The organism is Sphingobium yanoikuyae, from assembly GCF_034424525.1.
Taxonomy (GTDB): Bacteria; Pseudomonadota; Alphaproteobacteria; order Sphingomonadales; family Sphingomonadaceae; genus Sphingobium; species Sphingobium yanoikuyae.
The window spans coordinates 60727-74454 of sequence record NZ_CP139981.1; the positions used below are offsets into that span (position 1 = coordinate 60727).

The 13728-nt window shown below is 60.5% G+C and carries 15 protein-coding genes; 3 read left to right on the forward strand and 12 right to left on the reverse strand.

Annotated features, from left to right (window positions below; genetic code table 11):
* From U0025_RS25610 to U0025_RS25635, 6 genes are all read right to left on the reverse strand, one after another.
* Window positions 1–843, reverse strand: a complete 843-nt coding sequence (locus tag U0025_RS25610; protein WP_004213222.1) for a TrbG/VirB9 family P-type conjugative transfer protein — start codon at window positions 841–843, stop codon at window positions 1–3.
* On the reverse strand, window positions 840–1523 hold the full coding sequence (locus U0025_RS25615; protein WP_004213217.1) for a VirB8 family type IV secretion system protein: 684 nt from the start codon (window positions 1521–1523) through the stop codon (window positions 840–842). The genes U0025_RS25610 and U0025_RS25615 overlap by 4 nt, the downstream gene beginning before the upstream one ends.
* Before the next feature lie 9 nt (window positions 1524–1532).
* A complete protein-coding gene (locus U0025_RS25620; protein WP_004213216.1) occupies window positions 1533–1853 on the reverse strand; it encodes a hypothetical protein in 321 nt (106 codons plus the stop codon).
* Window positions 1854–1863: 10 nt separating this feature from the next.
* The gene (locus tag U0025_RS25625) at window positions 1864–2880 is read right to left on the reverse strand and encodes a TrbL/VirB6 family protein (RefSeq protein ID WP_004213214.1); all 1017 of its coding nucleotides are present in this window, start codon (window positions 2878–2880) and stop codon (window positions 1864–1866) included.
* Window positions 2881–2923: 43 nt separating this feature from the next.
* On the reverse strand, window positions 2924–3229 hold the full coding sequence (locus U0025_RS25630; RefSeq protein ID WP_006949657.1) for a hypothetical protein: 306 nt from the start codon (window positions 3227–3229) through the stop codon (window positions 2924–2926).
* 194 nt (window positions 3230–3423) lie between these two features.
* Window positions 3424–6381 carry a Tn3 family transposase gene (locus tag U0025_RS25635; RefSeq protein WP_004213211.1) on the reverse strand — a complete coding sequence of 986 codons (2958 nt, stop codon included), beginning with the start codon at window positions 6379–6381 and terminating at the stop codon, window positions 3424–3426.
* A gap of 139 nt (window positions 6382–6520) precedes the next feature.
* Here U0025_RS25635 and U0025_RS25640 point away from each other — a divergent pair, with 139 nt between their 5' ends.
* Both U0025_RS25640 and U0025_RS25645 read left to right on the forward strand, forming a co-directional pair.
* The gene (locus tag U0025_RS25640; protein ID WP_004213210.1) at window positions 6521–7072 is read left to right on the forward strand and encodes a recombinase family protein; all 552 of its coding nucleotides are present in this window, start codon (window positions 6521–6523) and stop codon (window positions 7070–7072) included.
* Window positions 7069–7854, forward strand: a complete 786-nt coding sequence (locus U0025_RS25645; RefSeq protein WP_004213209.1) for an SDR family NAD(P)-dependent oxidoreductase — start codon at window positions 7069–7071, stop codon at window positions 7852–7854. Before U0025_RS25640 ends, U0025_RS25645 begins: the two co-directional genes overlap by 4 nt.
* 103 nt (window positions 7855–7957) lie before the next feature.
* Here U0025_RS25645 and U0025_RS25650 read toward each other — a convergent pair whose 3' ends face one another.
* The 6 genes from U0025_RS25650 to U0025_RS25675 form a co-directional block, all read right to left on the reverse strand.
* The gene (locus tag U0025_RS25650) at window positions 7958–8548 is read right to left on the reverse strand and encodes a type IV secretion system protein (RefSeq protein WP_004213208.1); all 591 of its coding nucleotides are present in this window, start codon (window positions 8546–8548) and stop codon (window positions 7958–7960) included.
* A 13-nt stretch (window positions 8549–8561) separates the two neighbouring features.
* Window positions 8562–10946: a VirB4 family type IV secretion/conjugal transfer ATPase gene (locus U0025_RS25655; protein WP_004213205.1), complete on the reverse strand. Its 2385-nt coding sequence runs from the start codon at window positions 10944–10946 to the stop codon at window positions 8562–8564.
* Window positions 10933–11277, reverse strand: a complete 345-nt coding sequence (locus U0025_RS25660) for a VirB3 family type IV secretion system protein (RefSeq protein ID WP_006949650.1) — start codon at window positions 11275–11277, stop codon at window positions 10933–10935. Before U0025_RS25660 ends, U0025_RS25655 begins: the two co-directional genes overlap by 14 nt.
* Before the next feature lie 6 nt (window positions 11278–11283).
* Window positions 11284–11625 carry a TrbC/VirB2 family protein gene (locus U0025_RS25665; RefSeq protein WP_004213202.1) on the reverse strand — a complete coding sequence of 114 codons (342 nt, stop codon included), beginning with the start codon at window positions 11623–11625 and terminating at the stop codon, window positions 11284–11286.
* Window positions 11626–11646: 21 nt separating this feature from the next.
* On the reverse strand, window positions 11647–12312 hold the full coding sequence (locus tag U0025_RS25670; RefSeq protein WP_004213200.1) for a lytic transglycosylase domain-containing protein: 666 nt from the start codon (window positions 12310–12312) through the stop codon (window positions 11647–11649).
* A 397-nt stretch (window positions 12313–12709) separates the two neighbouring features.
* Complete coding sequence (locus U0025_RS25675) at window positions 12710–13018, reverse strand: hypothetical protein (RefSeq protein WP_004213195.1); 309 nt, start codon at window positions 13016–13018, stop codon at window positions 12710–12712.
* Window positions 13019–13273: 255 nt separating this feature from the next.
* On the opposite strand from U0025_RS25675, the gene U0025_RS25680 reads away from it, so the two are divergent.
* A complete protein-coding gene (locus U0025_RS25680; RefSeq protein ID WP_006949649.1) occupies window positions 13274–13426 on the forward strand; it encodes a hypothetical protein in 153 nt (50 codons plus the stop codon).
* Window positions 13427–13728 lie beyond the last annotated feature (302 nt).

Here is a 13728-nt window from a genome sequence, read left to right on the forward strand (position 1 = left end):
TTATTGAACCCCCGTGGTTCGCTCGACTAGGCCAGAGGCCGTGTCAGTTTTGGGATCGCGCCCGTAATAGTCGGTTTTCTGATTGTGGATGCAGAGCACTTCGAGGCCCCGGCGCAGCCGGATTGTCCTGTAAACCCCGTGCAGCACCACATATTCATCGCGCACATCGAAGGAGGCGATGGCTTCCGATCCATCAGGATTGACGACGAAGAACGCCGGCAATTCACGCTGGTTGGGGAAGCGCATCACGGTGAACTGTCCATTGTCAGACACTTCGGAGGGCTGGATGGCCGTCGATCCTTGCATGATGTAATCGGCGTTGCGTGTGCCTTCCAGCACGCCAATATCGAGCGCGGACTTCACCGCGCCGCGTTCCAAGGCTTTCAGCTGGGCCAGCTGGGCCATTGCGGCTTGCGCCTGCGCCTCGGCCGCTTCCTGTTCAGGATAGCGGAAAACGACCGTATAGAAGCCGCTGCCGCGCTGCGTTGGCGACAGAGCGAAGCGGTAGCTGCGCGGGCCGTAGCGTGAACGGGTTATGACTGTCAGGTTCGTGCGACCCGCGCGCTCGCGCGGTTTGATGAAAAGCGAATTGGCAGCCGGTGCGACTTCCCAAGACACGGTATCGCCCAACGCCACATGCTCGACTACTTCATCCTTGGCGAAGACGATTTCCGTGGCGATGCGGAATACACCCGGAATCTCATAGACTTGCCGATCATTGTAGTTCGCTTCACGAACCCGGTGATCGAGCACCGTCGCATGAGGCGTTTCTTCGGCCATCGCCGGCGACGCAGCTAGCGCGATCGCGAGCGCAAACGGGGCGCTCCACTTCAACACGGTCATTGGGGCACCTCCACGTCAGCGCGATAGCTCTCGACCTGATAGCCAAGCGGATTCTTGAAGCGGTCCACTTCCTTGCTCGGCGTGCCATCGACCTTGTATTTGATGGTCGCGACGGCATCGGTTTTGGTCGAGTTCGAGCCGGTCACAGATTCCTTAGTGAAATAGACCTGCGCGACGTTGCCGCCCAGGAACGACACCCGCTTGATTTCGACAAAAACATCAGTGCGGTTCGCAAGGATGTTTTGCGGACTTTGGGGATTGTCGGTCTTGTAGAAGCGTGACCACCGATCCTGTTCGGGCCGCGCCGACATGACCATGACCGCATCGAAATATTCTTCGCGAGCGGCCGCTATCCAGCCTTCGCGATAGCGGACATAGGTAGCGAGGAAATACTTACGGACCGCCTCGTCATAGGTGATCGTCGCGTCACCGTGGAGCTTGGCGGCGATCGACGCCTCGCCCGTGTTACGGTCCACCGTGATAACATATGGCTCGACCGTTTTTAGAGGCGTCAGGGCTGCAACGGCCACAACGCCAGCAGTCGCCAGGGCGCCAGCAACGCCAGCGACGACCCACGCCAGCTTTTTGGAGCGCTCGGCCGCCGCAAGCTTGTCACGTTCCCAGCTTGCAGCCTCTTCAAAATAGGCTTTCAGCTCGTCCTTTGGAATACCAACTGCCATCGTAACACCTCAGCAATTCGAGTAGATCGGGCCGCGCAGCGAGGCGCTTAGACGCGGCACTTCGACCGCCCGCGATGCGTCCGACTGTTCATTGCCCGGAGTGGAGGGGTCTGCCGGGGCCGCGTCCGGCGTTGCCGGTGCACCCTGATTGAACACGTCCACATTTGCCGGCGCGGTTCGCTGTGCGGCCTGATCCGGGATTGTGGGGAGGGTAAGCCCATGCGGATTTGCAGGCCGCATCGGCCCCTCACATTTGGCTGGCTTTTTGACGGGCTGACCTGCGCAGGCCGCCAGCGCCAGGCAGATTCCGAGTCCAAGCAACTTGCGCATATTCGTTCCCTCAAGCTCTGGTGATTGTGTTTCGGTTGCGCCAACGGCGAACCGCCGACGAGAAGCCCCGCCCCATGCTGGCCCCCATGGCGCGGGCATCGCTGGCCGCGTGCCCTGCGCCCGTTGCAACTGCCCCGCCACCCTTCGTCACCGCGTTGCCGAACTGCGTCACCATTGCAGCCGCGCCGCCGCCAAGTGAGGCAGCTATTCCGGGGATTTGGATGAAGAAAAAGCAGGCGAGAATGTAGAACGCGATGATCCGGATACAGGTGCTCCAGATGTTGTCAAAATCGCCATCGAATGTTGCTGTTGCCGATTCAGCGACATTGGCCACAACGAGCACAAGAAGCATCGCAAATAGCGACAACATCAGAAAGTTGAGGACGCTGCCGAGCCATGAGAAGAAGTAGCTTCTGGTGGAATCAAACAGCAGCGCTGCTACGAAGATCGGCCCGACCACCGCCAGACAGGCGAGCGCAAACAGCGCATAGAGCACGATCACAAAGCCGACAGCCAGTGCGAACAGAGCCGCGATCGCTGTCAAAAGAATGATGATAGTGGCACCGATACACAGCATAATTGCGGCCGCAGCGCCGGGAATATCAGTCAGTGAGGCGTGTTCCTCTGCGTATTTCTCGGTCGCATCCTGCATCGCGAGCAGTGCATCATCGACCCGCGCCCACATCCCATCGAAAGACCCACCAACGCCGTCCGGTGAGCCGCCTACGATCGAGGCAAACTCATGCGGCAGGCCGGTCACGATCATCTGTGCGAGCGATGCTCCATAGAGGTTTGTCACAGCATAATAGAGCGCGGCCAGCATAAGCGAGCGATAGACATATTCGCGGAAGGGGTATTGCACGGCCCCGCGCATAATCGCGTAGCCTAGCAGGATTATGTAAATGATCATGCCAGTGCGGAGCGGTCCAGCGATCCACCCAACAAACCCAGCATAGTTGGACACAACTACCGAATTGAGTTCGTTGGTGAAGCCCTGATAGGCATTCGTAAATAGATCGTATTCCACCAGACCGCTCCGATTAGATATAATTCAAGCTGTTATTACAGCCTTACATTCCAGCTGCCTTCCGTGCTCGCGCACGCTGCTCATCACGTTTCCGCGACCTTTCAATGGAGGCGATTTTGTTCTTTATGCCTCCGCAATTGCGAGCCACTGGCATGGGGAGGTCCGACTGTTTGAGTTCGCTGTTCACGATCTTGTCGCACTCAGCGACGATCACCGGAATCTGATCTTCATGAGTTTTGAGCCAATCAACGTCATGATAGGTCATTAAAATCTCGGGAAATGTGGGCGCGCGTTCGCAGCCGGCGAGCAAGCCGGCTGCGCTGATCGCAAGAAGGACCATTTTCTTCATGGTCAAATTCCAGCTGCCGCCCGCGCTCGCGCACGCTGCTCATCGCGTTTGCGCGACCTGTCCGCAAAAGCTTCGGCCGTGTGCGCCGCGGCCTCCGCTCTGCGCGCTCGCTCCAACGCTTCGACGCGGAGCTGGTCGGGGTGACTACACGAAAGTGACGTATCTGCACGGAAAGGGCGAACGGATAGCGAACGTCACGCGGCAAGTAGGGAGTTGACGGCGCGCAGCGGTCGCAAGGCGTCCGGATCGGGTTGATCTTCAACATTCCAGCTATAGTCACCGGTCAGCGAGATATGCTCCCAGCCCAATGGCGCGATGTGGCGTGCGATTTCGTCGGCTGTGCCGATGTCCGCCAGCGCCATTTCGAGATAGCGAGTGTTCCACAAGATGATGGCGGCGACGAGCAGGTTGAGGCCGGAGGCGCGATAGGTCTGGTTCTCGAACCGACGATCGCGCAGTTCGCCGAGCTGGTTGAAGAAGAGCGCGCGGGCGAGCGCGTTGCGGGCTTCGCCTTTGTTGAGGCCCGCCTGGGTGCGCCGGCGCAGGTCGATGTCGCGCAGCCAGTCGAGCATGAAAATGGAGCGTTCGAGGCGGCCCAGCTCGCGTAGTGCGAGGGCCAGTCCGTTCTGTCGCGGATAGGCGGACAAGCGGCGCAGCATTGCCGAAGCAGTGACGGTGCCGGTGCGGATCGACGTGGCGAACCGCAGCAGTTCGTCCCAATGCGCCGCGACATGACCCAATGCGATCGGTTCGGCCGTCATGCCGGCAAGCAAGGGGCCGGATTCTTGGCCGGGAAGGAGGTGTAAACGACGCTCCTTGATGTCGCGCAGGCGCGGCGCGAAGCGGTAGCCGAAGAAGGGCATGAGGCCGAACACATGGTCCGATGCCCCGCCCGTATCGGTGTAGTGCTCCTCGATCGTCAGGCCGGTCTGGTGATACAGCAAGCCATCCAGCACATAGGGCGCTTCGCCAGCGGTCGCCGCGATCACCCGACTTGCGAAGGGGTCATATCGATCCGAGACATGGGTGTAGAAGGCAACGCCTGGTTCGTTGCCGCTGCGCGCGTTGATGTCGCCGATCGCGGCCCCACGGCCCCCGGCATGAAATTGCTGTCCGTCGCTCGACGAAGTGGTGCCGTCTCCCCACAGCGCGGCGAGCGGCATGGCGCGATGGGCGTCGATCAGCCTTCCCAACGCTTCGCCATAGGCGGCTTCGCTGATGTGCCAGTCGTGAAGATGGGCGAGCTGACGCAGACTTGCGCCCCGGCAGGTTTCCGCCATGCGTGTGAGGCCGAGATTGATGCCATCGGCGAGGATGACCGTGAGCAGCGCATTGCGATCGTCGGCTTCCCGGCCCGAACGACGATGGATGAAGCATTCGCTGAACCCGGTCCAGGCATCGACCTCCAGCAGAAGATCGGTGATCTTCACGCGCGGCAGTCGATCATAGGCGGCGCGACGGGCAATCTCGGTGGCGGGCGGTGTTGCCGCCTTCAGCGGCGAGATGATGAGACCGTTTTCGTCAAGCTTAACCTGGGGCAGCTCCCCTTGCCGTGCAAGGACCGTTACCTGCTCGATCGCCGTGTCGAGCCTGGTGCGCCGTTCCTCGATATGGCGCTCGAAATCCGTTTCGATGGCGAGCGGCAACGGCCCCTTCTCGCGCAGCGCCGCAAAGGTCGCCGGCGGTATGAGATAGCTGTCGAAATCGCGAAACTGCCGGCTTCCCGCGACCCATATATCCCCGGCTCGCAACCGCTCGCGTAGTTGCGACAAGGCGCATAGTTCATAAGCGGCACGATCAACGATGCCATCCCGCAGGACGAACGGGCGCCATGCGGGCGGCACAAAGCGTAGCGGCACGCGATCAGGCAAGCGCCGTTTGCCGGTCCGATATAGCTCCGCGATGATGGCCAGCGCTGACAGGAGCCCCTGAACCGCGCCGGCGCCGCGAAACTCGAAGGCGTTGAGAAAAGCGCCGACAAAGAGCTTCACCGTCCGATGCCGCTCGATCAATTCGGCGGTGCGATCGACGGTTTCCGGTCGCCCGAGCACTTCGGCCTGCTCGACGGCCACGGCGAAGTGCTGCCAGTCCAGCGCCTCGATCTGCGCCAGAGAATCCACGCCCTTGCTGCGCGCGTCGATGAGGAGGCGGCAAGACCCCGTGAGCGTCCGGAGGTGGCCTTGCAACTCGCGCACCGTCTTGAGGGCTTTGTCGCGGGTCCGGTTCTCGGCGCGGCGCGCCATGCTGCCCAACAGCTTGTCGAACATCGTCAGGGTGGCGTCGGTCAGGCTTTCCTCAAGCCGGATGCCGGTTGCCGCCAGCGTCGCATGGCGGCGCAGGGCATTGAGTTCGCCAAGGTGCTGGGGTGTGATGCGGCTGCCTTCGTCCGCCAGCCTGTCAAAAGTCAAAGCCGGGATCATGTCGGCACGGGCGCGATCGAGGCCCAGCGCGCGGATATAGGCGAGCCGTTCGATCAGGCGCAGGATGTTGCGCGCTGCCGGCGATTGTGGCGCATTGCGCATCCAGGATAGCCATGTCGCGACCTGCCCCGGTCGTCGGGCCAGCAAATCGTCCAGGCCCTGAAGGGTGTCAGGCAGCAGGCCATTCGTGAGCACTTCATAGGTAAGCTGTTCGGCTTGCTGGCGCGCCCGCCGCAGCACCGCTTCGAGAATCGACGGAGAAGGCAGGAGGATCTGCAGGCGCCGGAGTTCATCGACGATGACGTCTGCCATCTGGCCGGGGTGTATGATGGTCTGCGCGATTGGGACCGAGAAGGCGACAACTTCACGGAAAGCGTTGCGGTCAAAAATCCTGAACCCGTGCGATCGTCGGATTTCGACGAGATGCTCGCGACGGGTCTGGTCCCGATGGGCATAATCCGCGAAGGCTGCCGGCGCGACGCCGAGTTGCTGCGCCACATAGGCGAGCACAGGAGCGGGCGGGACTTCGCCCGCTTCCAGCGCACGGCCAGGCCATCTCATATATAGCATGAGCATCGCATAGCCGAGCCGGGTGACATCGCCGCGACGGCGGCCGACAATTTCCAGGTCGTCGCTGGTCAGCGTATAATGACGCGCGATCTCGCGCTCATCGAGCGGCGCGCCATAATGCCTCGCCCAGATTTCCAGGCTCACCAGTCGCCGTCTCGCCAAGCATCATCTCCTTCGCTTTGCGTGTCCGTCAGACGGTCCTCTGGCGGCCAACAGGAATATGTCCGTTAACTCTGGACCTGTAACGGCGATTCGGACAAGATCGCATAATGACGGGAAAACGGACAGGATCGGGCATCATGTGGCGCTGATCGGCTATGCGCGCGTCTCGACCGCAGACCAGAAGCTGTCGCTCCAGCTTGACGCGCTGAACACTGCCGGGTGCGACCGTATATTCGACGATCACGCATCCGGGGCAAAAGCCGATCGGCCTGGCCTAACCGAAGCGCTCGCCTATTTGCGCCCCGGCGACACGCTGGTGGTCTGGAAACTCGACCGCCTCGGCCGCTCGATGAGCCACCTGATCGAGAAGGTCGGCGAGCTTGCGGCGCGCGGCATCGGGTTCCGCTCACTCACCGAGAATATCGACACCACCACTTCGGGCGGCATGCTGGTGTTCAACATCTTCGGCTCGCTGGCCCAATTCGAGCGTGACCTGATCCGTGAACGCACTCATGCCGGCCTCAAGGCCGCACGCGAGCGGGGCAACAAGGGTGGTCGCCGGCCTGTCGTTACCCCCGACAAACTACGTAAAGCGCGGGCGCATATCGCAGCGGGCCTCACTGTTCGTGAGGCGGCGGCCCGGCTCAAGATCGGCAAAACCGCCCTATACAAGGCTCTGGAAAACGCGTGAAACCGCTGGCGATCAAGAACTCGTGGGTGCTGGTCACAGGGGCTTCGACCGGTTTGGGCAGAGCGTCCGCCCTCCGCTTGGCGGCATCGTACCAGGCCAAGCCCCTGATTGTTGGACGAAGGCTCGACAACTTGCGGGAGCTACAGACCGAAATTGACGAGCGGTTCAATGTGCCGTGCGAGATTATAGTGGCTGATCAACGTGAAATCGAGGGCAGGGAGAAAATCGCGGCTAAGGTTGCAGAATTGCAAGTAACAGCCGCTTTGTTGGTTGCCGGAATGACGAGCGTTGGTTCATTTGATGCAGGCCGTGCCGACACTTATGCCGAGGTAATTGAAACAAACATACTCGGTTTCACGGATTTGCTGGCTCGCCTGATTGCGATTTTCAGGGAGCAGCCGTTTGAATCCTCAGTAATCGCCGTGTCGAGCCTGGCGGGCGAAACATCCGTGCCCTTCCAAGCGGTCTACGGCGCGTCGAAAGCCTATGTGAGCACCCTCATGCGAGCGCTTTCCGTGGAGCTTGCCGGGACGGGAGTGAGTGTTGGGTCTTTTGCACCCGGTGGAATCGACACAGACATGGCTGCCCTCAGCGATTTGAAGTGGGGGAGGTTGGGTTTGATGGACGTTGACCGGTGCGCGGCCCATGCAGTCCACGCTCTGGTTTATCGGCAATCCTTCGCCATACCGGGGATGGGCAACCAGCTCACATATTTGGCGAGCAGGGTTCTACCTCGATCGTTGGTCAATCGGATTGCCGCCCTCCCATATCGGCGCCCGTAGGGCGGCACCACATAAAAGGGGCAGGAAAGCCTGCGAATAGCATCTGCTGGCATCGTACCGGATTTGTTCGCCCTTAGCGTGCAGATACGTCACTTTCGTGTAGTCACCCCTGGTCGTTCATCATCGACGCGCTTTCGAGCTGGATGCGCGCTTGAAGGTCAGCAACTTCCTTGGCTGTTGATGCGGTCGCAAGTCGATTGCGCAGCTCTTCCAGACCCTCACCGCGCGATGTGGCCGCTTCGCCCATGCCTTCGGCCATGGCCTTGTCCATCGCGATCGAGCGAGCTGTCTGATAGCGAACGTCAGTCTGATCGCCATTCGCGGATACGCCGAGACGTTCGAGCATGTCCTGATAGATCGCATCAGATCGCCCGCCGTAGCTGCCGCCGCCGCCAAAATCGCCGCGCGCCATGCGTTCGAGCGAGTTCACATCAACGCCCAGGGTGCGAAGTGAATCTGTCTTAAGCTGGTTGGCGATCGAGGAAACATCGGTCAGCTGGTTCAACCCTTGGTAGAGCTGCTGCGCTTCCGCAATCTGCTGGCGACCTTGCTCGATCATCTGCATGGTCTTCTGGATTTGTTCGATATGCTTGAGCACCGACGTGCTATCGAACACAGGGATACCCTGCGCACTGGCTGGCGTCGCGGCCGCAAGGCTCCCGATCGACACAGCCGCCAAGATAAGCTGCTTCATAGTCTCACTCCTTTCAGCTTGGGCGCCGGCGCCGGTGAAATTCCGGCAACCAGAGCTTCGGATCATTGCCCAGTTCGGCAATCACTTCGCGGGCCACGCCCGTTGTTTCAGCGCGGCCCGACAGCACGGCCAGTTCATCGTCCATGCCAATGAGATCCAGGCCGACCACAACGGAGTCATGGCCCTGCTTCACGAGGAATTTGCGGCTTTCCGGCGACAGCTCTTCGCGCACCAGCTTAAATTCCGCCTCCGAGAGCGAGAAGCCTTCGATGTAATCCCGGCGCTGGCCGAACGGATTGGGCAGGAAGATTTTCGTCGCGACCTGCTCCAAGATCGAATGGCTGATCGTGGACCGCAGCGCGTCCGCAGGCGACTGTGTTGCAAAGACGAGGAACGCATTGCGCTTGCGGTATGTCTTGAGGCCATCCTGCGCGAATGCCGTGAACGCCGGATCGGCCAGCGCCTTCCAAAATTCGTCAATCGCAATAACCATGCGCTCGCCTGTCAGGAGCGCGTCTATCCGCTCGAACAGGTAGAGCATGACCGGCGTGCGGATTTCCGCGTTTTCGAGGAAGTCGGTCATATCGAAGCCCACGAAACGGGCTTCGAGAGACATGGAATCTTCCTCATTATCGAAAACCCAGCCAAGGTTCCCCTCGGAGGTCCACTTGACTAGGCGCGCGCCGACGCCGCCCGAGTCCGACATGCCGAGCATGGTCCGCAGCGCCGACAGCGAGCGTTGCTCGCGTGGCAGCTTCATCACGGCTTCGATGCCATCGTCGATCAGGTGCGATTCCTGCACCGTGATCGGCGCCCCCTCTTGCTTCACCAGCTGGCGGATGAAGCGACCGAGGAACGCGCGATGGGAAGCCGTATTGTCGAGCGCCTTGAGCGGAGCGAAGCCCGTAGGTTCCCCGTTGCGCAGCGCGAGATAGGTGCCGCCGCTGGCTCGGACAAAAATTTCCGCGCCTTGATCCTTGTCGATGAAGATATAGCGCGCGTTGAACTTTTCGAGCTGCGCCATCAGGAAGTTGACCAGCACCGTCTTACCGCCGCCCGATGGACCAATGACCATCGAATGGCCCAGGTCTGCCGAATGGAAATTGAAGTAATAGGGGCTGCGAGCGCTTGTCTTGAGCAAGGCGACCGCAGGCCCCCAATGATTGCCGTCCTCGTGCCCTGCAGGGAACGTATGGAAGGGCGAGAACGCCGAGAAATTATATGACGTGATCGGCGCGGGGCGCGCCCTCCACGCGAAGTTGCCGACCAGCTGCGACCAATAGGCAGCTTCCAGCGCCGCGCTTTCGCGGGCGGCGACCATGCCCGTATCGGCCAGCGCCGCGCGCGCGATCGACATGTTATCGCGCAGCTTCTTCAAATCTTCCGCGAACACCGTCAGCGTGAAATGATGGTCCCCCAGCACAAAGCGGTTCGATTGCAAATCGTCGGCCGCGTCGATCAGCTCATCCATCTGGCTGATCGCCTTGTCACCGGCGTTCGCCATTTGGGTCTGGCGAAGCCGAAACCGTTCTGTTGCCGCTGTGCGCGACAGGAACGTGAACGACTGCGTTATGGCGAGGCTGAAATCGACCGAAAGCAGCGATTCAAACTGGCGCGGCGTTGTCGATGACGGATACTCGCGAATGCCGAAAATGCCGCCGAACATCGAATGATCGGCGTCGCGGACCTCAAATGTCTCAGCGCCGATGATGGCGCGGCTCGCATAGAGCGCCGAGCCGAGACGGCCACGGACCAGAGGACAGCGCCGATAGCGCCCGGTCATCACCTGGTTCAATATTTCCAGCGGTTCGGAGAACAGGAGACCCCGGTGCTCATAGATGCCGACACGGCGCGGACGAACGCGCAGCAGTAGCTTTTCCAGATCGCGCACCTTGTCTTCCAGCAGCTCTAGAGCTTCCGCGATATTGGCGTTCTTGTCCTCCTGCTTCTTGCGCAGGAAATCCATCAGCTTGTCGGTCGCGTTTGCTGTTGGGCGGATCACGACCGTCATGAAGAAGCGGTTGCGGAACATGCGTTCGGCCGTCATCCGCTCATAGTATTTTTGATCGAGCTTCGCGGCGAAATGCGAGCGGAACGTGCCGCCTGGATAGTCGCGCACGCGCATCCGCAACATGTGCGTCCAGATCGAAAGCCGCTCGTCATGGATATTGCGCCAGACCCCGTTGAGGCGCGTGTGCCAATCATTCAGATCGCGCACGTCCGAAGTCTCAAAGGGCCGTCCATCCAGTTCGAGCATGAGCATCAGATCGCCGTTATCGAGGGCGACCACATGCTCATTGACATGCCGCGAATACGGCAAGAATTTCTCGGGCATTTCCTCCCGTTTGGCCTTGTCAAAAGGCACCTTCTCCGCGAGCGCGCTCTTACCGAACACCACGACCAAATCCCTTTCGCTTGATTCCGTAGAGCGGCAGCGGCGTGTAGCTCGATCCACCCCAAAAGACGCGGTTCCGGTTCGCCGCTTTGGTCCGGCCCCACAGGAAGATCAGCCGGAATGCGTTCACGTCATGCCGAACGATAAGCCGCGCCATCGCATAAAGCGCGACGGCGGCCGCGCCGCCGTAGAGAGGATTGCCCGAACCAACTAACGTGATTGCGCCCGCCATGATGATGAGCGCGCCCGCTTCAATGGGAACACCCGCCCACAAAGCGGGGCGGGTGACGGCCAAGAACAGCGGGTCTTTTGTCATTTCTTCCTGACCGTCCATCCCCGATCACCCCGTAATCGTGTCGACGATCCAAGGCGCGGAGAACACGATCACCACGCCAACTACGACCGTGACGAGCATCTGCACCGACGCGCGGCCGAGGAACCACAGAAGGCCAACGACGATGATCGCGATGATCGCAAGCGTGCGGAGCAAACCGTTGCTCAGCAGGCCGAGAATGTTGTCGGCCAGGCCTTCAAAGTTTGCCTGCGCAAAAGCCGGCTCCGCTACGAGCAGGCTTGCCAGCAGCGACAGGGGCAGCGCGCGCGCCATGAGCGGCGAGGGCTTGAGACGCGCGAGCAGCGCATCGAGCCGGGATTCAGCCTTGATCTTCCAGATACGAAACATTCGATAACTCCTATCTTCGCCTTACGAACCAATCCGCGCGTGTTGGGCGCGGCCGAAAACATCCCACGCAGGCGGTGCAGGCGGTGGAGCCGCCTCCATGTTCTCCGCTGCGATTTCCGCCAGCTCCACCGGCACACGACCGGCGCCAGTGTCGCTCATGGCGGCGCTGGCGGGCTGATCGCCCACGATGACAGTCGGGATTGCGGTCGCAGGCCGACCGCTGACGCGGCGACCTGCGTTCTCCACGCGGGCGACATAGCCGTTGCGGAAACCTCTCGATTGAGAGCCTGTGTTATACATGCTGAGTGCGACCCGAAGGGCCTCTTGCGGGGTGCGCCCCGTCTTGGCCGAACGGAAATTGGACAGGAGCACCCGGCCTGCCGCTTCGATATTGGAGCACTGCTTGAAAACAGTGTCCCACGTTAGGCCGAGCCATCCCATGTTGCGTGAATTGATTTGGCCGAGGCCGAGATCCACGCTGTAGCCGCGAGCCACATAGGAGCGCGCGGTTGCGATGGCCTCAGCCTCATTACGCGGACGGCGAGGCTGACTGGCCACGCCGTTGACGTTGATCGCAAAAACATAGTTCGAAGATTCCGCATCCACGATCGCGGCGATCGTATGCGGCGCTACCGCTGGGGCGCATTGCGCCGCCAGCGAAAGAACGGCCCCGGTTTCGAGGAACACGTTCCCGCTCCCGGTCAGTTGCGCGGCTGATAGTAGGTCTGTTGCCGCCCGTCAGTCCAAGTGACCGTCAAGCGACCAGGCCTCCCATCATCCGGCTTCTTGTATTTGGTCTTGGCGATGCCCCCGCCCGTGCATGTCGGGAAGCTGCCGCCGAGAGCCAGCACGCGCCACAGTTTCGTTATCGGTGGAACACAGGCTGGATATTGCGTCGGACCACCCGGGTTGGAGATGCACAGCACAACCTCACATGCCCAAGTATTATCCGACGCTACAGCGGGGGTCGATTGCACCGCAGCCCCCACCAAGGCGGTCGCGAGCGCGAAATTAAAAGCTTTCATCGCTTTCTCCCTCGTCATCGAGATTTATGCACATATCACGATGAGGGGGAAAGGGAAGCCTAAAACGCCAATTTGTTGCTGCATTGTTTGTCGGGAACCAATCGGATATGGTCATCCTCATATCCGTAATCGAGCACGACATGCCGCACAGCGCTTGACAGTCGCTTGTAGGTTTTAAGCGTTGGTTGCTCGAATAGGCAGACATTCAGCCACTTATCGCCACGCCACGATACTTTGACATTGATGATCCATTCACTCGACGGCAGTTGCGCAATTTCGACCGCTTGGATCATTCCCCCAGCAGGGCGGCGGGTGGTTAGTTCGCGCTCAAGGATCGGATCATACTGCCAATCGTCGCTATGCGGCATCGTGATTTATTCCCTTTTACCGATTAGGATATGTCTATCCTCGCTTTGACGGCGAGGGCAACCCGGCTTGTCGTCTCTTGCCGCGCAACCACATTACAGCCATTAAGCGTGTCAACACGCTTATTCCGGCACCACACCAACCTCTTGTGTTCTAGACCTATGGCGCGCCCGAAAAGACAGGAAGACCCTCTTCTCCCGGTTCCTTTGCCCCGGCGTCGGCCGAGCCGCGCCAACACGCGAAATCTCGCAGCATCGGTGAAACCCGAGCTGGCGGCCGAGATCAAGAACCTCGCTGAGCGCGAACAAACGTCCGTTGCTGCCCTGGTCGAAGAGGCGACGATCAATCTCTTGAAGGCACGCGGGATCGAATATCCCGACTATCTGCGCCACTACCGCAAATTGGCGTGACGAGCGCGTTATAAGCGTGCGCGCACGCTTATTCTTGCCAACCCCTTAAACTTGAGCCAGTTATGACGCGCTGATTCCGCCTTGGAGTCGGCGATTCATCTGTTGCGTGCGGGGTGGCTCCCCGAGGCGACAGGACAACAAAAAACCCTCGCTTGGCTGAGCGAGGGCTGTTTGTGCCACCGAAGTGAGCGCTTCTAACTTGGCTCTCTTTATCGGTGGTGCTGCGGCGAAAGTCAATCTCGAAAGCGTGCTTTCGGGAGCGATGGTGCTTGGCCTCGCGGGACCGACGAAGGGAGGTCCGC